Origin of the sequence: Sporosarcina sp. P16b (assembly GCF_002743065.1) — a bacterium.
Taxonomy (GTDB): domain Bacteria; phylum Bacillota; class Bacilli; order Bacillales_A; family Planococcaceae; genus Sporosarcina.
Map to the genome: position 1 here is coordinate 28,528 of NZ_PDYO01000009.1, position 26,807 is coordinate 55,334.

Here is a 26,807-nt window from a genome sequence, read left to right on the forward strand (position 1 = left end):
TTAAAAACAGACTAGTAAATTAAATTATCAAAATACTCGTTGACATTTGAATAATTAGATAATATACTCATCTCATAGCTTGTATGGTACATGGTAGATTGATATTCCGAAATAAGATGAACTACCAACGTACATGAATCATAGAGAGGTGATTACGATAATACAGAAAATACAAACTGTCAGTATTACCGCACAAGTAACGAATGCCATACGGGAGGCAGTCATTTCTGGGGAATATGAACCGGGAAAACAATTGTCGGAGGCTGCTTTATCACAAGACTACGAGGTTAGTAGAACGCCTATAAGAGAAGCACTGAAACAACTGGAAAGAGAAGGGCTTGTGGAGATCATTCCACGTGTAGGTACTTGTGTAAGAAAACCAACGGAACAAGAACTTGATGAGCTTTTCACTGTAAAGGAAGCGTTAGAAGGTTTTGCAGCGGGACTTTTAGCAGAGACTCAGAACCCGGTAGCGATCAAACAACTTGAAGTAGCCGTTGCATTAATGGAAGTAGCCGCTCAGAATAACGATACAAAATTATACGCGGAAGCAAATGAACAGTTCCATGCAGCGATATTATCAGGTGCGGACAATTCTAAATTAAGCTATTTATTGAACTTAATGCTGAATCAAATACCCTACCAACGCTATGTCCAAATAAGTATCAATAATCCTGAACGTTTAAAAAAATCGCTGAAGGAACACCAAGGTATATTAGATGCAATTTTGACAGGAAGACGTGAAAAAGCTGAAAATACAATGAGACGTCACGTCGAAGCAAGTGCTAAAGGATTGAAAACGGGAATTGCCAAAAAAATGAGTGCGAGCTCAATTAACTAGGAGGAGAAACATTATGAAATTTGGAATATTTGCAAACCTATCAGGCCCAGGACGTCACGATGAGTATTACAAAGTATTGGACGAAGCGCGTGAGCAAGCGATTTATTGTGATGAAAACGGTTACGATTCTATTTGGTACACGGAACACCATTTTGGCCATGAGGGAAATGAGTTAATCTCTAACCCGCTTATGATGGGTGCAGATATTGCAGCTCGTACAAAAAATATTCGAATCGGCCAAGCCGCAAACGTTGCAACGTTTTGGCATCCACTACGTTTAGCAGAAGATATTGCGATGCTTGATCAGTTGAGTAAAGGTCGAGTAGAAGTAGGGTTGGCTCGTGGCTTGTACGGTCGAGAAGCAGCTAACTTAAACCCTCTAGCAGATCCGAAAAATAACGATCAAAACCGAGCATTATTTGAAGAGACACTGGAAGTTATGAAAAAAGCATGGTCTAATCGTTTCTTCTCTCACAAAGGTGAATTCTTTAAGTTCCCAGCAGACGGCTTGAAGTGGAAGCATCCGATGAGCCCAGCTACTCCAGAATTCATGGATATGGAAAAAGGCGAAATCAGCAAAATATCGCTAATGCCGAATACGTATGAAAACCGTATGCCAAATATTTGGCAAACAATTGATTCACCTCGTTCAATTGAAATTGCAGCTGAAACAGGAATTAACGGAATCTTCTGGATGCCGACTGTGAAAGAGTTAAAGCAACGGTTCGAGTTATACCGTGGAAAAGCTTCTGAAGCGAGAGGCATCGATGTGCCACTTGGTGAAGGAATCGCTCTTGTCCGTGATGTCTATGTGGCGGAGACGATGGAAGAAGCACGCGCGGATTTCGAAGAGGCTGTACTGAACACGTACCGCTGGATCTGTCACTGGAGAGGTCTCAGTAATTTACTTGATCCAGGTGAAGAGTTGAAAGAAGGTCAAGAACTAGACTTTGATTTCCTGTTTTCTAGAAACATGTTAGTTGGAACGCCAGAATATGTTGCAGAAAAGATTCAGGAACTCCAAGAAGAACTAAATCTAGAAAACTTGCTATTATGGACAAATCACAGCACATTGCCACATGAAAAAGTGATGAAAAGTTTGAAGTTATTTACGGAAGAAGTTATGCCGAAATTCGCAAAAACAAAATTGGAGGTAGTTTAATATGTTAGAAGTTCGCAAAGTATATACTGCAATAGAGGAAACACGCATGGAAGGTGGCAAACAATTAGATGCACCGATCAAAATGATCACCACGATGTTGGTTATGAAAAATCCCTGGGTTGAAAGAGGATTTGTAGAAGATCTCATGCCGGAAATTAATGAATATGCTCCTGAAATTGGAGAAATTTTAGTAGATGAATTATTTAAGCATATTGATTCCGCAGACGATGTGGAAGCATTCGGTAAGGCAGCGGTAGTGGGTGTTGACGGTGAAATGGAACATGCATCAGCATTCATCCATACATTGAAATTCGGTAACAAATTCCGCGATGCAGTAGGAGGCAAAAGTATCTTGCCATTTACGAACAAACGCGGAGGTGCAGGAACTCCCGTACTGATTCCAATGGTACACAAAAATGAAGACTCCAAGCGTTCTCATTTCTTGACATTCGAAGCGATGATTCCAGATGCTCCGCGTGCAAATGAAATCGTAGTGGCAATCAGTGTGTCGACAGCTGGCCGTCCATTCCCAAGAACAGGTGACCGTCATCAAGATATGGTTGAGATGGGTCTTGCCTAATGTCAAACATTACGTATGATCAAGAAACCACTTTATATGAAGAAACAGGAGTGGGAGAACCGCTAATTTTCATTCACGGTGTCGGACTGGATCATGCAATGTGGCAACAACAAGTGAATCGTTTGTCTGCTAATTATCGCGTAATTACATATGACATGCTAGGACACGGGGGATCTTCGCATCCACCCGGTCCCTATTCACTATCACAGTTTGTCGTGCAATTAGCCACACTTGTGAACGAGTTAAAACTGACAAACGTACATTTAGTTGGTTTCTCCATGGGAGCAATGGTTGCGCAGTCATTTGCCGCTAAGTTTCCGGATGAAATTAGAACCTTGACCATTATGAATTCGGTCGCCAACAGAACACCCGAGCAGAGAAAAGCGATTGCTGCGAGAGTTGAAAAAGTGAAAGAATTAGGACCACAAACTACTATCGAACCTGCAATTCAGCGTTGGTTCAATCAAGAGTTTCAGGAAAAGAATCCAAAGATTATCAATGAAGTGAGACACCGCCTCGAAACAAATAATGCTGACGGGTACATGGCGGCCTATACGTTATTTGCAACGGCGGATGAAGAAGTTTGGCAACAGCTGGAGGATATTACAGTTCCCTCGCTCGTCATTACAGGCGAATATGATGTGGGTTCAACACCAAAAATGTCGTGCCAAATACATGAAAAACTATTGAATTCTGAGTTGTTGATTGTTCCGGATACGAGACATATGTTACCCGTCGAAAAACCGGAGATCGTAAATCAGGCGATTCATTCATTTATCCAAAAGCATGTCAATTGAATGAAAGGAGTGTGCCAAGATGTCATTAAAAAGATATAAAATGTATGTCAACGGTGAGTGGATTGAATCGGAAAGCGGTAAATATTTCCCTAGCTATAATCCCGCAACGGGTGAGGCTTGGTGTGAAGTAGCGGAAGGCACCGAAGAAGATGTGAATCGGGCAGTGCAAGCAGCACACGAAGCTTTTCACCATTCAGAATGGGCTGAGATGACCTACACAGAACGTGGTAAACTCGTTCATAAACTGGGTGAGTTGATTTCGCAAAATATTGAAGAACTGGCAGAATTCGAAACGAAGGATAATGGGAAGTTACTTCGGGAAATGCGTGGACAACTCACTTATTTACCCGAGTTTTTCTATTACTATGCGGGGTTGGCAGATAAGATCCACGGCCAAACCATGCCGATAGACAAAAAGGATATATTTGCCTTCACGACGAGGGAGCCTTTAGGCGTAGTGGCCGCGATCACACCGTGGAATTCACCATTATACTTAACGACGATCAAATTGGCTCCAGCTTTGGTGGCAGGGAATACCATTGTGATCAAGCCGTCTGAAATGACATCCGCGTCTCTTCTAGAGCTGATGAAATATGTGGAAGAAGCAGGAATTCCAAAAGGCGTAGTCAATGTTGTCACCGGTTTTGGAATGCCAGTCGGCAATACGTTGACAGCTCATCCGCTCGTAAGAAGAGTAGCCTTTACAGGGGGCAGCGAATCAGCACGTCATGTCGTCAGGAATACAGCAGAAAACTTTGCGCAAGTATCCCTTGAACTTGGTGGAAAATCGCCGAACATCGTATTTGAAGATGCCGATCCTGAAAGCGCTGCAATGGGTATCATTGCTGGAATTTTCGGAGCATCCGGTCAAAGTTGTGTAGCAGGTTCTCGCGCATTACTCCACGTAGACATTTACGATCAAGTGCTTGACAAACTGGTGGAGCGCGTCAAACGAATTAAAATAGGAGATCCGCTCCTTGACGAGACTGAAATGGGTCCACTTGCTACGGAGGCACAACTTGAACGAGTGAAGGAATATGTGGGTATTGGTAAAGCGGAAGGCGGCAACGTTGTCATCGGTGGGAAGACTCCAGAAAATACGGAAACAGGTTGGTATTTTGAACCGACAATTATAGAACTGACTGATCATAATGCCCGAATTGTTCAAGAAGAAATTTTCGGTCCCGTGTTGAGCATCATCCCATTTAAAGATGAGGAAGAAGCGATTGCTTTGGCCAATGATACGGAATATGCCCTGGCCACAGGAATTTGGACTCGAGATGTCGCAAGAGCCCACCGTGTAGCAAAAGCCGTTCACGCTGGTATCATATGGGTGAATACATACAGAAGTATTTCTCCACTTATGCCAATCGGAGGTTCCGGACTAAGCGGTCACGGAAGAGAAAGTGGTTTCGATGCGATTTATGAATATACACAAAGCAAAGCGGTTTGGATCAACACATCCAGCGAACCTATGCCCGATCCATTCATCATGCGATAAGTCGAAGCGGGCCAGTAATATATAGAGAGAGGAGCAACCATTATGCATGTTGAAACAGCGATTCATTTGACGGATATAGCATTCGTGCGTCTCTGCAGTGATCGATTTGGGGTGAATAAAGGTGTCTACAACACAATTGATACGTTTTTCTATGATCGAGGATTTGAAGATATAGTGGAAAGACGTAAAAATGTGTTGGTCTTTCTTGAATATATTAAGCGAACTGGCAATGGCGAGGAGCAGCGTGTTAAATTCGGAAGTGGCGGGTTAAGCCTTAAAATCGAAGAATATTTAAAAGAAGAACACAAAATCATTCAAATCATGAAGTATCAATCCAATATAGCCACCACTAGCAGAAAGCAGGTAAACTAGATGATGATGAATAAATCGCTAGCATGCTTAAAAACGCAACACTTACTAATTAATGGTGAATGGGTGGAAACGAAAGAGTACACGGATTTGCATTCCCCGTATTCAGGTGAAGTGATTGCCCATATTGCTAAAGCGACAAAAAATGAAACAGATCAAGCAATCGAAACAGCTCTACAGATGCGTAGAGTGATGGCGAAAATGCCTGCTTATCAACGAGCGGAGATTTTGGAAAATTTAGTTTCTTTATTACATGAGCGTTCTGAAGAAGCAGCTGAAATCATTGCCATGGAAGCTGCAAAACCCATTGCAACAGCAAGAGATGAAGTACTTCGTACAATCGAGACGTATAAATTTGCAGCGGAAGAAGCCAAGCGTATTTACGGAGAGACTCTCCCGCTCGATGCGGCGCGGGGCGGAGTGAATCGTCTGGCCTACACTGTACGAGAACCACTCGGTGTAATTGGCGCTATCACACCATTCAATTTTCCGATGAACTTAGTAGCGCATAAAATCGGTCCTGCAATTGCCACCGGAAATACAATTGTTTTGAAACCAGCTGCGCAAACGCCATTATCTTCTTATTTTATTGCGGAATTATTATTAGAAGCAGGATTACCGGCAGGCGCGCTTAACGTTATCACAGGCGATGGCCAAGAAATTGGAGATCAAATTGTTACGGATGATCGAGTGAAAATGATTACATTTACAGGCAGTCCAGCAGTCGGTATTGGTATCAAAAATAAAGCGGGATTAAAGAGGGTAACTCTTGAGCTAGGTTCGAATGCAGCTGTGATTATTGACCAAGGTGTGGATCTAGATCAAGTCGTTTCTCGCTGCGTGTCAGGTGCATTCTCATTCCAGGGGCAGGTCTGTATTTCACTCCAACGCGTTTATATCCACGAAGAGCTATACGATGAATTCGTTTCGAAAATCGTAGAAGAAACAGAAAAGCTCGTAATGGGTGATCCGTTGCACGAAGAAACTGAAGTATCGGCTTTGATTTCTTCAAAAGACGTAGAGCGTACATTGAGTTGGATCGACGAAGCCAAAAGCCAAGGTGCAAACGTAGTTACAGGTGGAAAAGTACAAGGGAATATACTCTACCCTACTATTTTGACGGAAGCTGGTCCTCATCTGAAAGTTTCTTGCAATGAAGTATTCGCACCCATCTTAGTCATAGATAAAGTGAAGTCAGTAGAGGATGCGATCGAGCAAGTGAACGATTCGCGTTTTGGTCTTCAAGCAGGAATCTATACAAATGACATCCACACGGCACTATATGCAGCGGATGAGTTGTATGTAGGAGGCGTCATGATCAACGATATTCCAACTTTCCGAGTGGATAACATGCCGTATGGCGGCGTCAAGGAAAGCGGAAATGGAAGAGAAGGATTGAAATATGCGATCGAAGAAATGACAGAAATGAAACTAGTCGTTTGGAATCGCAACTAGGAGGCAAGGTTATGGCTTACTACACGGCATTTTTACACATGATTCAGCCTGAAAAAAATGCAGAAGTCTTACCGCGACATATCGAGTACTTGGATAGGCTCGATGAACAGGGGAAAATCTTTGCCCGAGGTCCTTTTGCCGATCAATCAGGGGGATTAATTATTTATCGAGCGGATTCATTTGAAGAAGCACTACAATTGGCGGAGGCTGATCCCCATGTAATAGAAAAAGTTCGTCGACTTGAGCTTAAAAAGTGGAATCCCATTATTAGTGAATTATAAAAGTGGGCTGGCTTTGCAATAGAAATAAAAGAAGTGAGATTTTTCCAATTAGCTTGTATGGTACATGGTAAACGACGAACGAAAGGAGTGCATCAATTGAATAGTCAGAATCAAGCATTACTCTTAATAGACCTACAAAATGAAGGTGGTACGTCCGCTGTTGAAGGAATGGATGAAATCATTAAAAAAACAGCCAATGTAATCAAAGTATGCAGACAAAAAAACATACCCATCATTTATACGCGTCATATCAATAGAGGCGATGGAATTGGACTTGCAAACTTAGAACCTGTTGATCAGAATGGGAAGCCGCTTTACTACAATACGAATACCGATTCGATTGATATCATCGAAGAGTTAAAAAATCAACCTGGCGATATCATTGTGGATAAGTACCGATACAGTGGTTTTCATGAATCCAGTTTAGACTTGATGTTGAAAAGCTTAAATATAAAGAACTTAATTGTAGGTGGAGTTCTAACAGATGTTTGTGTCCTTTCAACTGTAATGGATGCTTACTATCGTGATTATCAAGTCAATCTAGTGAAGGATATTTGTGGTACCACGACGGTTGGAGCGCATATGGCGGCAGTCTGTATGATGGGTAATTGGGTTTACGATATAAGTATTTTTGATGCGGATCAAATTTGCAATAAATTATTGGGGGAACCTTATCACGCTTGGGAATCTAGTATGCCGGATGAATTACAATTTACCCCGGACAATTTAAGAGAAGTGTATAACAAGTTAACAGCTAACTGTACTGTATGAACAAATTAGGCCTCACGTTATGGTGCCCGAATTTCATAGAGCCGTTTAAGCTCAGCCGGAAGTGTAGAACTTTTACCATTCAGGTAAATCGTTAAAAAAGGGGGAAGATTATGAAGTCTATCGAAACAGTAAAGGCCGAGGTAGGCGTAACGGTAGAGGCAGATGCTCTAACACAGCGAAACAACCAGCTAGATGCTACTACGGTAGAACATTACGCGACTGAAGAAGTTCCTATGAGTCAAAGAAATATTGGATTTTTTGACATGGTGGCGATTTGGGTTGGGGCCAACTCAAATAATGCCTCTTGGTATGTAGGAGGAACAGTAGCTGGAATGGCGTTTGCAGGGGCGATTGGCGTCACGTTAATTTCCAATCCTATCGCCTATCTTATATTAGCACTCGTTGGATATATGGGTTTTAAGGTAGGGACATCTACCATGGCTTTGACCAGACCCGCTTTCGGAGTGAGAGGAAGTCTTCTCCCGACGGTACTAAACACCATTGTATTTCTTGGATGGGCAGTAGTTAACACATTTATCGCTGTGATCTCCATGAGTTTTATTTTAAAAGACTTATTTGGTTGGTCAGCGTACGGTGAGCCGGGAAGTGTAGGACCGATGATAGCGGGTATCGTTTTCATGAGTTTGTTGAACTTTGTGGCGGTATCGCTAGGGAGAAATTCCATTAAAATTGTTGAGAGAATCGGTATGGCATTAGTTCTTGTGTTAGGTATTTGGATTACTGTTGTCGTATTGAAAACGCATCCACTGTCAGCCATCATGAATTGGAGTGCGCCAGCAGATTCGGTTATACCAGTTGGAAAGGCTGTAGATATTATGGCTGCGTTCAGTTTGGCATGGGTGTTAGGAATTGCTGAATTTACAAGATATACACGCTCAGCAAAAACAGCGACTGTCGCTCCGCTCGTAGGCGCGTATCTTTCCCTATTATGGTTTGCGTTTATCGGAATCATTGCCACAATCGGTGCAGCGCTAAGCACGGGAATTTATGATCCGGAAAATTCGGACCCTAGTTCTATTGTAACTAATCTAGGTCTCGGATCATTTGCATTAATTCTCATCGTAGTAGCATGTGTGACAACCAATGTTGTAAACTTGATGGCAGCAGGGATTTCCATCACGAATGTGACGAAAAAGATCAAGCCTTTGCACTCTATTTGGATGGTAACCGTCTTAGCAGGATTTTTAATGCTAATACCACTATTCCTAGCTAGTTTCTTGGATACATTTATGGGCTTCTTGGAATATATCGGAATGGTTTTGAGTGCATTGCTAGGAATATTGGTAGCTGACTATTTCATTGTGAGGAAGCGCTCATATGATGTACGGGAATTCGAGAAAACAGGAGGAGAATACTGGTATTACAAAGGCGTGAATCTAAAAGCCGTGGCTGTTTGGGCCTTTGGTGTAGTTTTCTTCTTAGTAGTCAGTAACTCACATTTCCTCAATAATTCAGTAGGCGCTGTGTATCCAACCATTCTTGTTACGGCAGTGCTTTATAGTCTCGTATCTTTGATAGGTAAGAAACCTCGTTTAACATAAGAAGAACTAGTAAATAATCTATATTGAAAAAGGAGAGATAGATAATGGGAAATATTGAAAAACAAGATCTTTTTAAGCAAATCATGGGGAATTATCCGACGGGAGTTACCATCCTGACTACGACGAATGAAGATGGAACGCCTGTAGGGTTAACAGTTAACTCATTCGCTTCTGTCTCATTAGATCCACTCATGGTGTTATGGTCAATCGATCATAAAGTATCATCATTGGAAGCGTTCACAAAAGGTGGGAAATTTGCTGTTCACGTATTGGCTGGCGAGCAACAAGAGCTATGCAAAACATTTGCAAGCAAAGTGGAAGACCGTTTCGCTGATTGCCAATGGGCGCTTTCTGAAAATGGGCTACCAATTATTGAAGGAGCTTTTGGAGTATTTGAATGTAAGACATTCCAAACTATTGAAGCGGGTGATCATACCATTTTAATTGGTGAAGTACTGGACTTGCAGGCCGACACAACGAAAGAACCGATGCTGTATCACCGCAGATGCTTCGGCTCAGTTCCTCCTGTATTTTATGAGCCAGTTCACTCACCTTCTTAATAGTGATGTAAATAAAAAACCAAGACTTTTTCCGAAAAGTTTCTTGGTTTTTTATTATGGTAGCAGATTTTTTAGGTTCTACCGGAGCTTCGAAAACAGTAATTATAGAGTCAAAAAAGTACCTGCGCTACAAATCCACCATGAATAGAAAACGATTCATGAAAGTTTCGTACGCAGGTACTTTTGTTATTGAGCGATTTGCGTGTTCTTTTTCTGTGAAAACCCGCCGAGGAATAATTTTCCGTGCGGCATACATTTTTGTATGATGATTGAAACGAAGATGGGAATAAACAAACCGAAGGCCGTGAAGCCGACAATCCCATACGTAAAGTAATCATTTAATAAAATATCCGTGAAGATATGTAAATACATGATCGTTAAGGAATGCTTTTCGATTTTCTGTAGCCAATTTAACGATAACTTGGCTACTATGAGTTGGAACGCACCGACTAACACCAGTGTGAAAGAAAGCGGGATGATCAAGTCTAAAAAGAAATGGTCATAGCGTAAAAACTTCATGCTCAAGTGATAGTCAATGACGTGATAGTTGTCTAAAGATATAGCTGTGAGACTAATAAGCAACCCCGTAACTAACCATTTTTTCGGAATGTTCATCCAAAAATTCTTCAAATAATAGCCGAGTGAAAAATAGACGACTGCCATAAGTGCAACATCGATGTTCCAAATCATTGGGATCGTTTGCGCTGCAGTAGATGGAGCACCGCCAATGACACGCATCGCGAACAAGCTTTCAAGGTGGGCAACACTATAAAAAACAGCTAAAATAATGAGTTGTTTTGAACGGCTAAAGTATTTTGTCATCCATAAGAAAAACAAGTATGTAAAGAATAGAGTCGTAACAAACCAGAAAACACCATAGGCACCACGTACAAAACGTCCTCCAACAATAAGGGTCCATATATCATGAACGTACCATGACCAATCGAAATTCCCTGAACCAATCTCGATCCCATAACGAATCAGTGTAATACTTACTAGGAAAAACAAATAGGGGACAATCAACTGCATAAATCGTTTTTGAATCGATTGTTTCATGAAGCCTTTCTCGATGACAGGCTTAAAAAACAAACCGCTTAAAATGAAGAAGGCTGGCATGTGAAACCAGTAGATATATTTAACGAGTGGGAAATCCAACTGCCCAGGATAATGTCCAATCACGACGAGAATCATCAAAAAACCTTTGGTGACATCTACCCAAGATAAACGTTTTTTATTCATAATTCGGCTCCTTCAGAAAACTATCGTATTTCCATTGTACAGCTTTTCGACATCGTAGAAGAGAATGTAACAAAAATGACTTGAGAATGTAAGCTAAATGGAAATACATAGGTGTATTTTAATGATTTATTACGGTTGACTGAATAGTATGTATACATTGACGTACTGCTGAAGAAAGGGCCTGCGCTAGAAACCACGTGAAGTATACTTCTGACGTGCATTTCAAACGCAGATGCTCTTTCATCTCTCTTGTTCTCGCGCAAATTCCATAAACATCCGTAATTTCGTTGCTGCTTTTCCATAGACGGTTTCTCTATCGTAATCTCCTTGTTCATTCGGATGTCCTGCGGGTATACCCGTTAAAATTTCTATTCCTTCTTCAATCGTTCGTACTTTATAAATATGGAACTGTCCATCGCGAACGGATTCAATGACTTCATCATTCAACATCAAGTTTTTCACATTTTGATGGGGGATGAGTACGCCTTGTTTGCCTGTTAGTCCTTTGTTTTTACATACATTATAAAAGCCTTCAATTTTCTCATTTACGCCACCAATTGGCTGGATTTCCCCGTTTTGATTGACCGAGCCAGTGACAGCTAATCCTTGATGGATGGGAATTTCCGCCAGGCTTGAGAGAATAGCATACAATTCTGTGCTGGATGCGCTATCACCATCCACACCACCATAGGATTGTTCAAAAGCGATATGCGCAGTCAATACCAACGGATACTTTTGGGCGAACTTTTGCCCTAAATATCCTCCCAATATATACACGCCTTTGTTATGTGTATTTCCGCTCATCTGGCTTTCTCTTTCAATATTGACAAAACCTTTCTTACCCATAAACGTGGTAGCCGTAATGCGTGATGGTTTGCCGAAATGATATTGCCCTAAATCATAGACGGCCAGGCCATTAACTTGTCCGATTTTCTCTCCTGTCGTATCAATCAGTATACTTCCTTCATCAATACTCGCTTGAATTTTCTCTTCATATAAATTCGATCGATATCTCTTTTCCTGAATGGCTTTTTCGATATGTTTGGCCGTAACTAGGTCGTCTCCCATGATGCCTGCCCATGCATCCGCTTCATAAAGTAATTCTACTTGTAAATTAAAACGTGTGGATAATTTGTATTGATCGCCAGCGACACGCGAACTGTATTCAATAATTTTTGCGACAGCTGAAGAGTCAAAATGTCGAAGTCCATATTTTTTGCCATGTGTATGAATGAAACTAACCAACCCTGCAATATTCTCTTGGTTGTATTTCATTTCCACATCAAAGTCTACGCGAATTTTAAACAGTTTACGGAAATCTTCATCGTGATGATAAAGTGCTTGATAAATGTCCATGTTCCCAATAATAATCACTTTTACGTCAAGTTGAATCGGATCTGGATTTACTGAAGCGGTAGCAATGACGCTGGCATGTTCACCTATATTCTCAATTTGTAATTTATGAATTAATAATGCCCTTTTTAAACCTTCCCACGCTTGGCTTTTCGAAAAAATATCTTTCGCTTGGATCAGAAGATACCCTCCGTTTGCATTATGCAAATAGCCGGGTTTTATTTTAGTAAAATCCGTGCTCATGACACCCATTCGATTTTCATATTCCACCTTGCCCATTAGGTTATAAAAAGTCGGGTTATCTGCAGAAATAACGGGCATGCCTGTAGTTTCACTGTGATCGACGAGTACATTTATCGTATATTTTTTTAATGCTTGATTTTCGTCATTGAACAGTCTGCCTAGTTGTTTGTCTTCTTTTGTAGTTGGAGTGGATAAAAAAATTTGGAAATTATTCTTGAGATCTTTTCGAACCGCTTTTATATAATGAATCACTTCAGGACAGTCTTTGTAGATCTTTTTTACTTCATCAATATGAAAATCGATTGTCGTAATGGCTGTTTGATGATCAAAGCCTGCCAATGATTTCTTCAAATCTTGTTCAAAACGGAGGATAGATTCTGTCGCTTCCAATATAATTTCTTGTAATTTGACAGAGTTACTTTCAATAGCTGCCCGTTGTTCTTCAGTTAATTTCTTATATGCTTCCTCGCTTATAGGATTTCCGTCTTCACCCATCGGTATTGTCGCGACCGTGGAATCAGACTGTTTTAGTAGAAAGCCGTTCTCAGCAGCTATTTCATTCGTACGTTTATACACTTGATCAACTTGGTCTTTATATTTTCGAATGATCGATGAACGGTTCTTGAGTCGGTTTTCTTCGTTAAAAGCTGTGGGAATATCAACTTGTAAATCTTTCAACAAGTCTTCCATGGACTTTTGAAGTTGTTTTCCCAATCCTACGGGGAGTCTTAGTACTTTTGGTTTGTACTCGTCCTCAAAGTTATTTACATAACACCAGTCAAATAGGGTAGCTTCTTTCTCCGAAAAGTCATGAACGACCGTATTGACAAAAGATGTTTTCCCGACTCCCTCTATTCCCGCGACATATAGATTATATCCGGGTTTATTTACGTGTAGGCCAAAGTTCATCACGGAGCGTGCACGTTTTTGTCCGACGATATTTGTGAGCTTTTCTACATGTTCAGTTGAATCAAATGGAAGTGAAGAGTAGTCTACGATCTTTTTTAATTGTTCAGGTCGTAACTCTGCTTTCGTTTTACTAAATGAATCATGGTAATTTGCCAATTAAACTCACCTCACTCAATATTTTTCCCTATTCAATACATACCCTTAATGAAGGCAGTACACGCAGGAATCAAATAAAAACTTTTGCATAGAGAATAATAGGTGGAAAATGCGATTGAAAATCGCCTAGCCTGACAAAAATGTACGTTCATTGCGCTATGTCTGATCAAGCTAAGTAGGGAAGTCAGACGGAACCGATCTTTCTAGAGACGTGTCTATAACGAAAAGCACCTTTACCTCGTAATGGGAGGAAGGTGCTTTCATTTTTAGAACGCTTATTCATCAATCAATATACTGCAACCCAGCCCTCAGGTGTAACGAAAATCCGAAGAGCTACTACTTGGCGATCCGCTGCCAATGTGAAATAATGACGAATGTTTTCTGGTACAGAAATTAAATCACCTGGATCTAGATGCACTTCAAAAAAGCGCTGATCTTTTCCTTGAATAACGAATACACCATGACCACTGACGATAAAACGAACTTCGTCATCGGTATGATGATGCTCCCGCTCGAAGTTCTTCAACATTTCCTCGATATTCGGTGTGTCTTTAGATAACGAGATGACATCTGCCGCTTTGTAGCCACGTCGTTCAGAAATTGCATCAATATTTGATTTGAAAGCGTGGAGAATCTCTTCTTTTTCAGAATCCGTCAGATTGAACTTTTCCCGGAGATGTGCAGGTAATTGGTCAATCGGCCAGTGTTCATAAATAACTTCTTGTTGGGTGAGGAATTGGGCAACTTCCTGTTGTCCTTCAATCACTTCGTTCGACCCTTGAATCGTAATCGTTGCCATAGTAGTAGTCGCTCCTATCTATTTGAAATTATAATTGTGCTTTCACGATGTCGATACAGTCCGTAAATACTTCAAAGCGCGAATACGGAATGTCCAGTTTCTCGCAAGTTTCTGCTAGGAAGTCCCTCGCAATGACTACATCAGCCAATTTTGCGGCTTCAAAGTCTGTTACCGAATCACCGATGACAATGCGTGTCTGTTGCTGATCTGATAGCTTACGCATGATAGACGGTTTACAGCAACCACAATCTTGCTTCGTGCAGTGCGCATCACAAGCATGCGGATAATGAATCCTAATTCGTTCTTCGTCAAATGTCGCTTCATTACAATAAATTTGATCAAAAGGTCCAAAAGGCTCCAGCATAGGATGAACGAAGAAATCGATTCCGCCACTGACAATATAGAGTGGAATATTCTGTTCCCTCGTAAACTGTACAAACTCGCTGAATCCTTCTCTAATTTCCGCATCCCGTAAGACGAAAGAAATGATATCCTTTTGTAGCGAACTTGGAATGAACGAAAACAGTTGCCTGACCCCATCTTGGATCGAGATGTTTTGTTGTAATATATCATCTGTTATCTCTTTCCAGCCAGGCACTGCAAATTCTTTCATAATGCTGATAATATTATCTTTTTTCGTAATCGTCCCATCAAAATCACAGAAAATTACTACGTTACTCATCGTTCACCCTCCACTTTACTTAACGTCAATCGTGCCCCATTGATCCAATGCGAGCCGCAAGGGGCTGGAAGTTTTTGCAGCTTCTTGTAACGGAATTTGATGAACACTTGCATCGATTGCTGCGCGGAAAGCTTGTGCACCAGGTGTTGGACCATCGGGGTGCCCAAAAATCCCGCCTCCCGCATTGATGACCAGGTTGTCACCGAAGTCTTCAAGCAACTGTGGGACCATTCCTGGATGAATTCCGGCAGAAGGCACCGCAAACGTTCGCTCAAATCCATTATCTTTTATTAACTCCTCATTAATCCCCAGTGCATCTACGCGTGAAATCGCCACATTGCCATATGGACTCGGGAAGAGCGAGAGGTCACCACCAACGAGACGCGTCAACTTTCCAACAAGCAAAGGATAGGAAAATCCACTGCCAGCTTGACCTGCGAGCACACCGGATAATGCGGAGTGGGCGAGAATCGGTAATCCGATATTATCGTTTTCCCGTAGTGATTGTAGCGTATCCAGACCATAGCTATGCACATTGAATAATAAAGCGCTTGCGCCTAGTTCAGTTGCGCGTTCTGCTTTATCATGCAATTCATGGGATCTCCCTGATAAATTGACGGCATATAAAGCGTGTGCGCCTGTTTTCTCGTAATGATGCGTGAGAATGTCTTTAGCAGTAGTTACGCGTTGATAAAAAGGTGTTAATTCATTTTCGAAAAGAATTTCATCGTCCTTGATCAAATCGATACCACCAGCTAATAATTCTTGGAGTTGAGTGGAGAAAAAGGATAAATCCCGTCCCATCACTCCTTTGAAGATCGCTTTCAATAGCGGTCGATCGTAGACACCGAGCTTTTCTCGAATACCCTTAACACCAAAGCGTGGGCCAGGGAATTGTGCGAGTAATGAATGATCAAACTGCAAATCAATCAGTTCATACCCTTCGAAAAAGGATAATTTTCCGTAGACCGTAGTAAAGATTGCGGGTAGGTCTGCTGAAAAGTTAGCCGACGGATAAAAAATCGTCACAGTGTCTTTCTGCTCGCCTTTGACAACAGATACCAATTCGCCTTTATGATGTTTCAATTGTTGCTGCTCAATATGGGGGATATCGGTCCATGAACCAATCGTTAACCCAAGCGCATGTTGTTCTGCAATTTTTTCCTGATTCGGATGAGTGGGGAATAAATAGGTTGCTGTAACGCCCATCGAATTGCCTCCTCTACTATTTATCTAGTTGCTTGAAACCAATGACTCAATTGTTCTAGAGAATGAATATGTTTTCGCTCCATAATCATATATTTACCTAGTGCTAAGACCTCTTTTCTAGCCGCCATGCGCAAGTCTTCATCTTGTTCTGTATTCATGTCTGGAATTTGTGCAATACTGATCGCCCGTCGTACTAGTTCGCATCCTGCATAGCCAATGATATCAGTAAAGAGTTCTTCCATAATAATCGTGTAAAATCCATCGACTTTCGTATAGCGTTCATGTGTACTGGTCTGCCATAGGTTTGAAAATGTTTCCGCAAATGCATACCAAGTTTCTTTTGCTTGCTCAAAACGCTTTTCTTTATAGTTGGGGAAGGCAATCCCGTTCAAAAATAGGTTCGCGATGAATTGTCCAAGGTCAAAACCAAAAGGACCGAAAAGTGCAAACTCCGTATCGAAAATCACTGTTCGGTTATCTCCTGTGAAAATTGCACCGCTATGCAAATCACCATGAATAAGGCCATCCGCTTTTGTCATGAATTTATGTTTCAGTTGAGCTACTTCGAGTAATAAGCGCTGGTCTTGACTAAGGAATTTTACTTCGTTGCGCATACCATTCTCACACTCATTGGTCTCGTGGTCACTATAGGGCCAATCAAACACCAATTGCTCAGTCAACTGTCGCATTCCAGGGTTTGCTAATCGTGCTTGTAGCTCTTTTTTAATGGGCGAGGGCATATAGAAATCAGACGTTTTAAACAGCACCTCAGCAGTCATCTTGCCGATGTCTGTCGCAAAGCGAGCGGACTCACTTCCATTGATTAATGCAGTTCGACCTACTTCAAGCGGAAGCATATCTTCCATCACAACGATCGCCAACACTTCATCCAAATGTAAGACAGAAGGCACGCTTTTCGGAAGGATTTCATCGTATACCTTCATCACTTCCGCTTCAATACGTACGCGGTCAAGTGGTAGAGGCATCGATTCGCCAACAACTCGTGCGTATGGAACTGCTTGCTTAAAAATGATGGACTTATATTCATTTTGTAGTCTATATACGTGATTGATCTTGCCATCACTTACTTCGATAACGTTTATGTCTCCAGGTTCAGGAAAAAGACCTAGATTTCTCACATACTGTTTGATCTCCTCGATTTCTAAAAAACGATATGTAGTATAGTTCTGTTCATTGACAAATACGTCCATCCATACGACCTCCTGTAATATAAAAAAAGACCAATCCATTAACGGAAAGATCTGTAACAAACAAATGACTCTCTCATTATTTGGTAAATGTAGCCTGTATGCCGAGTTCTCTAGTTGTGTTATTGACTGTAAATCCTACTAAACATGTAGAAATTATCACACGAATCAAATAGTTTGTCAATTAACTTTAAAAATATTCGAATTAGTTGTAGTATTATGCTATTGAAGATGTGAAGATAGGAGCTTGTTTACATATGATAAAACGACAGCCTCGCTTTCGACGAGAGGATATATTGGAAAATATACGAACAGAAGAATTCGATGTACTTGTAATAGGAGGCGGCGTGACGGGAGCAGGTATAGCGCTTGATGCAGCGAGTCGAGGACTAAATACGGTGTTAGTAGAAATGCAGGACTTTGCGGCTGGAACGTCTAGTCGCTCTACGAAAATGATTCATGGGGGATTGCGTTATTTAAAGAACCTCGAGTTTAAAATCGTTTCACAAACTGGACAAGAACGTGCAGTAGTGTATGAAAACGGACCACATGTGACGACTCCTACATGGCTGTTGTTGCCCATTTATAAAGGAGGGACGTTTGGTAAATTTAGCAGTTCAATTGGTTTGCGTGTCTATGATACATTAGCCAAAGTAAAGAAATCAGAACGTAAAAGCATGTTATCAAGAAAGCAGACACTTCGTGATGAACCAAAGTTGAATCCAACAGGTCTCCTCGGTGCAGGGAAATTCGTAGAGTATCGATCAGACGATGCACGTTTAACGATTGAAGTAATAAAAGAAGCTGTTCAGTACGGAGCATCGGTTTTAAATTATACAAAAGTGACGAAATTCGTTTATCATGACGGCAAAGTGGCGGGTGTTGAAACGGTTGATCAGCTAACAGGAAAATCCCGAATGATTTTCGCTAAAAAAGTGATCAATGCAGCTGGTCCATGGGTTAATGAAGTGCGTCACAAAGATGCAGAGCCTGATCAAAAACAACTTCATTTAACTAAAGGCGTTCATTTGGTCTTTGATCAACGGGTCTTTCCTTTAGAACAAACGATTTATTTTGACACACCGGACGGGCGCATGGTGTTGGCGATTCCGCGCAACGGCAAAACATACATAGGAACAACCGATACAGATTATCGAGGAAGTTTGACGGAGCCGCAGATTACACAGGCAGATAAAGACTATTTGCTTAACGCCATTCATTTTGCTTTTCCAAAACTGGAGATTAGCGAAGAACAAATTGAATCGGGTTGGGCGGGTCTTAGACCACTTATACAAGAAGAAGGAAAGAGCGTTTCGGAGATATCCCGAAAAGATGAAATGTGGGTCTCAGATTCAGGTTTATTAACGATTGCTGGCGGAAAGTTAACAGGGTATCGCAAAATGGCGGAAATGATTGTCAATCGTATCGCTGCAGATCTTAAAACTTCATATGGCAAAAAAGTTCCGTCTTGCCGTACAAAAAAGCTACCTATTTCAGGTGGTCATGTAGGTGGTTCCAAAGGATTTGAAGCCTTTGTTAAGAGAAAAGTGAAAGAAGGAATGAGCCTAGGATTATCCGAGCAAACAGCTTATGCACTCGTCACCCATTATGGATCAAACGTCGATGAGTTATTCGGCGTCATCCAAAACGGAAAGGCTGATGCACGAAGAGCCAACTTACCGATTGAAATTTACGCACAAGCGTGGTATTCCCTTTCAAAAGAATTCGTTTGTACACCTGTAGACTTTTTCTGGAGACGAACGGGCGCATTGCTCTTTGACATCGACTGGGTCGATCAATGGCAAGAGCCTGTCATTGATTTCCTAGCTGTTCAACTTGGCTGGTCAAGTGCCGTGAAGAAAAAAATGACCGAAGAGTTAGAGCGTACTAAACAATTGTGTAAGGGAACACTAATCGAAGAAAAAATACAATCATAAGTCTGCAACCTCTGCCAAAGTGGAACGGTAGAGGTTGTTTATTTTTTTGTTCGATTGCCTATAATACGAAGGAAATAAAAAATCATCATTTTTAAAAATTTACAGTATGTTTTTTAAAAATCTGCTCATTCTATTGTCAGAAGGAGGTGGACAACATGCCAAACAACAGTAATTCAAACCAACTATTAGTGCCAGGTGTACAACAGGCGATCAACCAAATGAAGGAAGAGATCGCAAACGAATTCGGTGTAAACCTTGGACCAGACTCCACATCGCGTGCCAACGGATCCGTCGGCGGAGAAATTACAAAGCGATTAGTGCGTCAGGCTCAATCTCAAATGAACGGTTATACGAAGTAATCGGTTCTATCACCCAGATTAGCATGTGAAAAATCAATGTCACTATACGCTTTGATTTCTCAAAAACGAAAAGGCGACGATTCATTCAAATGTGAATGGATTGTCGTCTTTTTTGTGATGATAGAGACATTTTGACATTAAAATAAATAGTCGGAAGAGACACGATTGAACTAAAAAAGAATAGAAAATATGCTACATATCCATGAGGGCGACCATGAAACGTTACATAGTTGAAACTATATAAAATGATGAATAAGGTTGAATAATAATACTGGTATACCGTCTTCTGTAAACAGGTTAACTGTTCAGATACTGGTGTACTAAATATAAAACTATTGGGGGTTGTTCAAATGAAACGCTGGATACGGTTTGTAGTCGTTGTCCCGTTTGTTCTTTCTTCCGATACTACACCGAAGGTCATGAACAGTATTCCAAGCATTGCAAAAAAGCACAAGACTTAATAGCCACTGGTAAAATAAAAATTACAAGTAGATCTTCTCACCAAGGGTGAAATTATTTTCCACTTTTGCATATTTTCTATCCTTCATATAATCTTCAGAAACACCCGCTACCATTCAGGGGACTTTTCCTTCATAATGAATAGTATAGGCAGGTGTATAAATGAAGAAATTACTACTAGTATTACTCATCTGTTTGGGGATCTATGCAGTTGTTACTCAATGGAATGATGTGCAACAGATAGATGACAATTGGAGTGCATCTTCTGAGGCAATGATTCTTTTGAATGCAGATACAGGTGAGGTGTTATATGAGAAAAACAGCAAAAAGTCCTTACCGATTGCTAGCATGACCAAATTAATGACGCAATATATCGTGTTGAACACGATCAAAAATGGCACGATTTCCTGGGAAACTATCTACCAGCCAAGTCCCACCGTTCTAAATATGGCACAGTTTGCGAGTGCTGCGAAACTAGGCATGCAGGCCAATGAAAGCTACACAGTACGTGAATTATTTACTGCGATGACGATCATTTCAGCGAATGATGCGGCCCTTGCTTTGGCTGAAATGGTGGGTGGAACGGAAGAGGAGTTCGTTGCCATGATGAATGAACAAGCGCGCGCGTTTAAACTAAAGAAAACGGTTTTCTTTAATCCACATGGCTTGGATGGCGATTATTTAGGTAGAGGCGAGGGGAAAAACAACTTGGCTTCCGCTAAAGACCTGGCAATTATTGCGGATCGACTCATTCAAACGCATCCCGAAGTATTGGAATTTACTAGTATGACACACTTCATGTCTACACAAGGAGTAAAGATGTGGAATACGAATCTTCTATTGCCTGGTATGCGTATGCAAATGAATGGCGTGGATGGATTAAAGACTGGATATACGGATGCTGCTGGTTCTTGTTTTACAGGAAGCGGGGTATTCAATGGAGAACGCGTAATTTCCGTATTAATTGGAGTAGAGGAAGTAGACGGCGATACAATAGAACCGCGTTTTAATGTGACACGGGAAATGATGGAGCGCTATGCGCAGTGATGGTTCACTACGATCCGTTTATGGATGCAAAGATGCCCATTACTACCGATTGGATAATAGAATGATGAACACCAAATGAAAATTCAAACAAGACTGCACTAGAAACAATGATTGTTTCTAGTGCAGTCTTGTTTTATAAAGCTTGTAGTTATTGCTGGATACTACTCATACCTACTAATTCTTCCGTCGCCGCCTGTATTCCTGCTTTCATCAGTTTCACCATTTCCGTTAACTGTGTAGTTGAAGTAGCGAGAGGTGGCATCAGGACAATGACGTCGCCGAGCGGCCTAGTCAGTAAACCGAGCTCTCTCATTTTAAGCGTAGCGCGGTAAGCGACACGGCTTTCTAGTGGGAAAGATTCTTTAGTGTGCTTGTCTTTGACGATTTCAATTCCGCACATCAAGCCACATTGTCTAACATCTCCCACATGCGGAAGTTGCTGAATATTCACTAGCAATTCTTTAAGTAAGGCAGCTTTTTCCTCTGCTTGCTTCACTAGTTGCTCTTTTTCGAAAATCTCCAAGTTCGCTAATGCCACTGCACATCCCAGCTGGTTCCCCGTGTAGGAGTGTCCGTGGAAGAATGTTTTCATTTCTTCATATTCTCCGTAAAACGCATTGTAAATTTCTTCGGTCGCGAATGTAGCAGCGACTGGCAAATAGCCTCCTGTAAGTCCTTTTGCTACAGTCATTAGATCAGGCTCTATGTCTTCATGCTCGACAGCGAACATTTTCCCAGTACGTCCGAAACCGGTGGCTACTTCGTCGACAATTAGTAATACGTTAAATTCTTTGCATAATTTTTCCACGCCCTTTAAATAACCTGCTGGCATCGTATTCATTCCGCCGGCTCCTTGAATCATCGGCTCAAGCACCATTCCTGCGATTTCTTCATGACGTTCTTCAAATAGCAAACGCAGTTGACGTAGGCTTTCATCTCGCACGGTATTCGCATCACCTGAAGGGTGGCGGTAAACTGACGGGAACGGGATGACGAGCGCATCAAATAATAGGGAAGTATAGACTTTGTGATACAGTTCAATAGACCCGACACTCATCGTACCGACCGTATCGCCATGATATCCATTGCTGACAGTTACAAAACGCGTTTTTTTCTCGAGGCCTTTATTCTGCCAATATTGATACGCCATCTTCACCGCTATTTCAACAGCCGTCGCGCCGCTGTCGGAGTAAAATACACGCGTCAATTTTTCAGGTACTAATTCCACTAATTTCTCCGCCAGCAGAATCGAAGGTATATTTGCAGCACCGAGTAACGTCGAATGCGCAATGGACTGCAGTTGTGTTTGAATCGCGTTGTCTAGCTCTTTTTTTCGGTGACCGTGTACATTTAGCCACAAAGAAGAATAGCCGTCCAAATACGTTTTGCCATGTATATCCGTAACGGTCACACCTTCGCCACTTGCGATGATCAACGGATCTTTTTCGTAATCCGACATCTGCGTAAACGGTAGCCACATATATTGCTTACTTTTCTCGAGCAACTGATTTGCTTCCACTTGGTAACGCCTCCTCTAAAATTGAATAATCCCATTCTTCGTAGCATGTCTTTTTCTTTTCCGAATCACTTAACGTTTCTTGAATGTCTTTCTGATAAGGAATGACCCCAATTACTGGAACACCACTCATCCTATAGATCATTTCCACATTATCTTGGATGATGTTGGGGGAGTCTTGCGCCAAATCATTGAATAAAAGCCCTGCGATGCGAATGCCTCTTGCTTTCATTGCTTCGATTGAAAGGAGTGTATGGTTTATCGTCCCCACTCCTGCTCGTGCCACTACTACAACAGGGGCCTGCAGTTCCTCCATCCAGTCGATCATGCAACAGCCTTCAGAAGTGAGCGGAACATATAGCCCTCCAGCTCCTTCTATTACAATTCCGTCATTACTACTGCAAAGTTTCTTCACGGATTGAGTCAATTTGTCTGTATCAATTTGTACATTTTCCAACCTAGCTGCTAAATGAGGCGAGCAAGGCGTAGTAAATAAATAGTCGGGATGTAGTTGCTCTCTACCAGACGCTAGCCCATACGTCATACTATCTGGCGCCGCAATGCGTTCATTGTGTATAACTGCTCCCGTTTGGACTGGTTTAAATGGTATGAAATGCCGACCGTTTTTAGATAAAAAATCACTGAGTAACACAGTGGCTACGGTTTTTCCTACATCGGTATCTGTTCCGGTAATGAATAATATCGACACATTGTACGCTCCTTTAAAAAATATGCGTTAACTAAGTTCTGAATTATGTTAACATATATTTGTAGAGACGACAATAGAAAGTAGGAGGATCAGAAAATGAAACCAAAGGAAATTGTGTTTTGCGCATTATTTGCAGCATTGATGGGGGTAGGAGCGAACATTGCACCACTGTTGACGATCGGAGGGGTGCCAGTCACACTTCAATTACTATTTGCTATTTTGGCAGGGGGATTACTAGGCAGCCGAATGGGCGCCTGGTCTATGTTTGCTTATTTATTTATTGGGTTGGCAGGCGCGCCGATATTTGCCCAATTTAAGGGAGGCCTCGGCAGTTTCCTCAGCCCGACGTTCGGTTACATTATTTCTTTCATCTTTGTAGCGTATATCGTAGGCAAATTCTTCGAGCGTAAACCGTCGTGGATCAGTTACGCGGGGGCAGGTTTTCTTGCGATAGCGGGTAATTACATAATCGGCACAAATTATATGTATTTTGCCTATGTATACTGGGTAGAAGCGCCTGCAGGCTTCAGTTATGTACTAGCATGGTCTTGGATGGTTGCTTATTTACCACTGGATATCGGGGTGACAATTCTGTCTATCATATTGATTCCAAGACTTCAGAAAGCTATCAAATACCAGCCCCTAGGCAAGCGTTTAGCATAAAAAAATATACCTGTGTAGGAACGATTGAACAGTTCTCACGCAGGTATATTTGTACATTACACCATCAAAAATCCACCGCTCACACTAATGCACTCACCATTCACAAAACTCGAGTCATCTGAAGACAAGAACGCTACAACCGAAGCTACTTCCGCGGGGTCACCCATACGACCAGCAGGCGTTAACATCGTCGCCATTTTCTTCACGTCTTGCGGCAAATCCTTCGTCATATCCGTATTAATCTGACCTGGCGCAACCGCATTGACCGTAATCTGCTTCCTACCGTTTTCTTTAGCTAATGTTCTCGTCAATCCAAGCACACCGGCTTTCGACGCGCTGTAATTTGCCTGACCCATATTGCCCCAACTAGAAGAAGAAGAGACATTGACAATTTTGCCGTATTGTTGCTTTCGCATTTGTGGAATGACTGCTTGGCACGTATAAAACATACTGTTGAGATTGACGTCCATGACCGAATGCCACTGCTCGGGCGTCATTTTGTGGAAGAACGAATCTCTCGTTATACCTGCGTTGTTAATCAATATATCAATCTTGCCGAACTTCCCGTAAATAGTAGAGAACGTTTTCGTCACATCTTCCGGATCGGCCACGTTGCACTTCATTGCGAAAACCTTTTCACCTGAAGCATCTAATGCAGAAGCTGTTGTTTTCAACTGTTCAAAGTTTACGTCTAAAATTATCACCGAAGCACCATCGCGAAGTAAACGCTCCGCTATCTTCTCTCCGATTCCTTGTGCTGCGCCCGTTACGACAGCAATTTTATCCACTAATTTTCCCATCACTCACACTCCTCATCAATTTTATAGAATAGTTAGATAATTTTATCATAAATGAATGATGATTCATATAGGGAAGTAGTAGCTTTGTGATGGAGTGGTAAATAGACGATTCCGTCATCCACCAATTCAATCACGTGAAATAATTCACTCTATCCTTTACTATTAAAAACAGTACGGCATAAAATATGCAACTAAACGAAAGGCGGAGATATACAAATGAACGCTTATGATGAGTACATGCGCGGGATTGTTACACCGATGCGCGAAGAACTAACAACTGTTGGATTTACGGAACTCACAACGGCTGAAGAAGTCGATAATACGCTAAAAGACTTGGAAGGCTCAGCCGTTATTGTAATCAACTCTGTGTGTGGCTGTGCAGCAGGTTTGGCACGCCCCGCAGTACGCGAGGCAATAGAAGAAGTAAAACCGGATCACTTGTTTACAGTATTTGCTGGACAAGATAAGGAAGCGACAGAAACTTTCCGTTCGTACTTCCCGGAAATTCCACCAAGCTCGCCGTCCATTGCGATCTGGAATCAAGGTAAAGTTGTATACTTTATTCCACGTGAACAAATCGAGAATTTCCAAAAAGATCAAATTAAAGATCATCTAGTCGACGTCTTAACTCAAGTAGTCGCTCAGTGAACGTGATTATTACGACAGCAGGACGACCTGATGAACATTCCGCTACACTGGTGCAGCAAGCAGCGGACGCGTTACAGGCGCCTGTCGTCGAACGAAAAAAGCGGTCCATTCCTACACTGCAGAACATCTATCAAGCAGATGTTCTAGTGGCGGGGAAGGACCACTATTCGTTTTACCCAAAAGGGAGCGACGAACCGTTTTTCTTTCATCCGAACTCTGCGACTTATCGCTTGAAACGCATACTAAAAGGCGAAATAGATCCACTTGTGGCGGCAGCTGATCTACAGCCAGGAGACTCATTCCTCGACTGCACACTGGGACTCGGGTCCGACGCGATCATCGCATCCAGCACTGTGGGAGAAAAAGGAATAGTTGAAGGAATCGAAGGGGACCCAATCGTCGCGTTTCTCACAAAGGTTGGTCTACACAACTTTCCCATCGTCTTTCCATTACTACAGGATGCGATGAGTCGGATTCAAGTAATTCACTCAGAAGCTATAGATTTCCTGAAAACCTGCGATACGAACTCACGCGACGTGGTATTCCTTGACCCGATGTTCACGACACCGATCGAAGAGTCTTCAAACTTTGAAGTGCTACGTGCAATCGGTGTAACTGATGCTGTCTCGGAACAATGGGTAGAAGAAGCTTTGCGCGTATGCAGACGCCGAGTCGTTTTGAAAGACCATTATCAGTCTCCGCTGTTTGAACGCTTTGGCTTTATTCAGCAAATTCGCCCGTATACGAAAGTCCATTATGGCGTGCTTGAGAAATGAATTGGGCTTTGGCGCGGTGTTCTGTTGAAATAGCGCGGTTGTCTGTTATTATGGCGCGGTGTTAGGTCGGCATAGCGCGGTTATCTGTTACTTTGGCGCGGTATTTCCGACTTTTAGCGCGGTCCCACGACTGAATAGCGCGATTCTACCTCTTTTTAGCGCGGTCACTTCATTTTCAGACTTGGCAACTTCCATAGAAAAAAGACTGTATGGCTT

General features: G+C 41.9%; 26 protein-coding genes. 17 read left to right on the forward strand and 9 right to left on the reverse strand.

What is annotated here, in order from left to right; genetic code table 11:
• The first annotated feature begins 133 nt into the window (after positions 1-133).
• The 11 genes from CSV77_RS11340 to CSV77_RS11390 all read left to right on the forward strand — a co-directional run bounded on the left by CSV77_RS11340 (position 134) and on the right by CSV77_RS11390 (position 9,879).
• Positions 134-841, forward strand: a complete 708-nt coding sequence (locus CSV77_RS11340) for a GntR family transcriptional regulator (protein WP_233212229.1) — start codon at positions 134-136, stop codon at positions 839-841.
• A 13-nt stretch (positions 842-854) separates the two neighbouring features.
• On the forward strand, positions 855-2,003 hold the full coding sequence (locus tag CSV77_RS11345; RefSeq protein WP_099673516.1) for an LLM class flavin-dependent oxidoreductase: 1,149 nt from the start codon (positions 855-857) through the stop codon (positions 2,001-2,003).
• Position 2,004: 1 nt separating this feature from the next.
• Positions 2,005-2,583, forward strand: coding sequence for an amino acid synthesis family protein (locus tag CSV77_RS11350; RefSeq protein ID WP_099629955.1), 579 nt, complete (start codon positions 2,005-2,007; stop codon positions 2,581-2,583).
• Complete coding sequence (locus CSV77_RS11355) at positions 2,583-3,380, forward strand: alpha/beta fold hydrolase (protein WP_099673517.1); 798 nt, start codon at positions 2,583-2,585, stop codon at positions 3,378-3,380. The genes CSV77_RS11350 and CSV77_RS11355 overlap by 1 nt, the downstream gene beginning before the upstream one ends.
• 19 nt (positions 3,381-3,399) lie before the next feature.
• Complete coding sequence (locus CSV77_RS11360; RefSeq protein ID WP_099673518.1) at positions 3,400-4,881, forward strand: aldehyde dehydrogenase; 1,482 nt, start codon at positions 3,400-3,402, stop codon at positions 4,879-4,881.
• 42 nt (positions 4,882-4,923) lie between these two features.
• On the forward strand, positions 4,924-5,253 hold the full coding sequence (locus CSV77_RS11365) for a hypothetical protein (protein ID WP_199203743.1): 330 nt from the start codon (positions 4,924-4,926) through the stop codon (positions 5,251-5,253).
• A 3-nt stretch (positions 5,254-5,256) separates the two neighbouring features.
• Complete coding sequence (locus CSV77_RS11370; RefSeq protein ID WP_099673559.1) at positions 5,257-6,705, forward strand: aldehyde dehydrogenase family protein; 1,449 nt, start codon at positions 5,257-5,259, stop codon at positions 6,703-6,705.
• Between the two features lie 11 nt (positions 6,706-6,716).
• Positions 6,717-6,986, forward strand: a complete 270-nt coding sequence (locus CSV77_RS11375) for a YciI family protein (RefSeq protein WP_099673519.1) — start codon at positions 6,717-6,719, stop codon at positions 6,984-6,986.
• A gap of 87 nt (positions 6,987-7,073) precedes the next feature.
• Positions 7,074-7,757, forward strand: a complete 684-nt coding sequence (locus CSV77_RS11380) for a cysteine hydrolase family protein (RefSeq protein WP_233212232.1) — start codon at positions 7,074-7,076, stop codon at positions 7,755-7,757.
• A gap of 110 nt (positions 7,758-7,867) precedes the next feature.
• Positions 7,868-9,319 carry a cytosine permease gene (locus tag CSV77_RS11385; protein WP_099673521.1) on the forward strand — a complete coding sequence of 484 codons (1,452 nt, stop codon included), beginning with the start codon at positions 7,868-7,870 and terminating at the stop codon, positions 9,317-9,319.
• 44 nt (positions 9,320-9,363) lie between these two features.
• On the forward strand, positions 9,364-9,879 hold the full coding sequence (locus CSV77_RS11390; protein ID WP_199203744.1) for a flavin reductase family protein: 516 nt from the start codon (positions 9,364-9,366) through the stop codon (positions 9,877-9,879).
• 186 nt (positions 9,880-10,065) lie between these two features.
• On the opposite strand, the gene CSV77_RS11395 is transcribed toward CSV77_RS11390, so the two are convergent.
• The 6 genes from CSV77_RS11395 to mtnK form a co-directional block, all read right to left on the reverse strand.
• On the reverse strand, positions 10,066-11,118 hold the full coding sequence (locus CSV77_RS11395; RefSeq protein WP_099673523.1) for an acyltransferase family protein: 1,053 nt from the start codon (positions 11,116-11,118) through the stop codon (positions 10,066-10,068).
• A 240-nt stretch (positions 11,119-11,358) separates the two neighbouring features.
• Positions 11,359-13,779, reverse strand: coding sequence for a Lon protease family protein (locus CSV77_RS11400; RefSeq protein WP_099673524.1), 2,421 nt, complete (start codon positions 13,777-13,779; stop codon positions 11,359-11,361).
• A gap of 286 nt (positions 13,780-14,065) precedes the next feature.
• Positions 14,066-14,578, reverse strand: coding sequence for a 1,2-dihydroxy-3-keto-5-methylthiopentene dioxygenase (locus CSV77_RS11405; RefSeq protein WP_099636322.1), 513 nt, complete (start codon positions 14,576-14,578; stop codon positions 14,066-14,068).
• A gap of 28 nt (positions 14,579-14,606) precedes the next feature.
• Entirely contained in the window at positions 14,607-15,260 is a 654-nt protein-coding gene (locus CSV77_RS11410; RefSeq protein WP_099673525.1) for a 2-hydroxy-3-keto-5-methylthiopentenyl-1-phosphate phosphatase, read from the reverse strand.
• Positions 15,261-15,275: 15 nt separating this feature from the next.
• The gene (locus CSV77_RS11415; protein WP_099673526.1) at positions 15,276-16,469 is read right to left on the reverse strand and encodes a 2,3-diketo-5-methylthiopentyl-1-phosphate enolase; all 1,194 of its coding nucleotides are present in this window, start codon (positions 16,467-16,469) and stop codon (positions 15,276-15,278) included.
• A 20-nt stretch (positions 16,470-16,489) separates the two neighbouring features.
• A complete protein-coding gene (gene mtnK, locus CSV77_RS11420; protein WP_158232070.1) occupies positions 16,490-17,680 on the reverse strand; it encodes an S-methyl-5-thioribose kinase in 1,191 nt (396 codons plus the stop codon).
• Between the two features lie 254 nt (positions 17,681-17,934).
• Here mtnK and CSV77_RS11425 point away from each other — a divergent pair, with 254 nt between their 5' ends.
• From CSV77_RS11425 to CSV77_RS11435, 3 genes are all read left to right on the forward strand, one after another.
• Positions 17,935-19,614, forward strand: coding sequence for a glycerol-3-phosphate dehydrogenase/oxidase (locus CSV77_RS11425; protein ID WP_099673528.1), 1,680 nt, complete (start codon positions 17,935-17,937; stop codon positions 19,612-19,614).
• A gap of 155 nt (positions 19,615-19,769) precedes the next feature.
• Positions 19,770-19,973, forward strand: a complete 204-nt coding sequence (locus CSV77_RS11430; protein WP_099629969.1) for an alpha/beta-type small acid-soluble spore protein — start codon at positions 19,770-19,772, stop codon at positions 19,971-19,973.
• Between the two features lie 621 nt (positions 19,974-20,594).
• The gene (locus CSV77_RS11435; protein ID WP_099673529.1) at positions 20,595-21,479 is read left to right on the forward strand and encodes a D-alanyl-D-alanine carboxypeptidase family protein; all 885 of its coding nucleotides are present in this window, start codon (positions 20,595-20,597) and stop codon (positions 21,477-21,479) included.
• Between the two features lie 148 nt (positions 21,480-21,627).
• Here the strand turns inward: CSV77_RS11435 and bioA are convergent, their stop codons facing one another.
• Positions 21,628-22,959: an adenosylmethionine--8-amino-7-oxononanoate transaminase gene (gene bioA, locus CSV77_RS11440; RefSeq protein WP_233212233.1), complete on the reverse strand. Its 1,332-nt coding sequence runs from the start codon at positions 22,957-22,959 to the stop codon at positions 21,628-21,630.
• A 7-nt stretch (positions 22,960-22,966) separates the two neighbouring features.
• Positions 22,967-23,704 carry a dethiobiotin synthase gene (bioD, locus tag CSV77_RS11445; RefSeq protein ID WP_158232071.1) on the reverse strand — a complete coding sequence of 246 codons (738 nt, stop codon included), beginning with the start codon at positions 23,702-23,704 and terminating at the stop codon, positions 22,967-22,969.
• Between the two features lie 96 nt (positions 23,705-23,800).
• On the opposite strand from bioD, the gene CSV77_RS11450 reads away from it, so the two are divergent.
• A complete protein-coding gene (locus CSV77_RS11450) occupies positions 23,801-24,367 on the forward strand; it encodes a biotin transporter BioY (protein WP_099673532.1) in 567 nt (188 codons plus the stop codon).
• Between the two features lie 56 nt (positions 24,368-24,423).
• Here CSV77_RS11450 and fabG read toward each other — a convergent pair whose 3' ends face one another.
• Positions 24,424-25,167: a 3-oxoacyl-ACP reductase FabG gene (gene fabG, locus CSV77_RS11455; RefSeq protein ID WP_099673533.1), complete on the reverse strand. Its 744-nt coding sequence runs from the start codon at positions 25,165-25,167 to the stop codon at positions 24,424-24,426.
• A gap of 216 nt (positions 25,168-25,383) precedes the next feature.
• Here fabG and CSV77_RS11460 point away from each other — a divergent pair, with 216 nt between their 5' ends.
• A complete protein-coding gene (locus CSV77_RS11460; protein WP_099673534.1) occupies positions 25,384-25,815 on the forward strand; it encodes a BrxA/BrxB family bacilliredoxin in 432 nt (143 codons plus the stop codon).
• On the forward strand, positions 25,812-26,591 hold the full coding sequence (locus tag CSV77_RS11465; RefSeq protein WP_099673535.1) for a class I SAM-dependent methyltransferase: 780 nt from the start codon (positions 25,812-25,814) through the stop codon (positions 26,589-26,591). Before CSV77_RS11460 ends, CSV77_RS11465 begins: the two co-directional genes overlap by 4 nt.
• Positions 26,592-26,807: the final 216 nt, after the last annotated feature.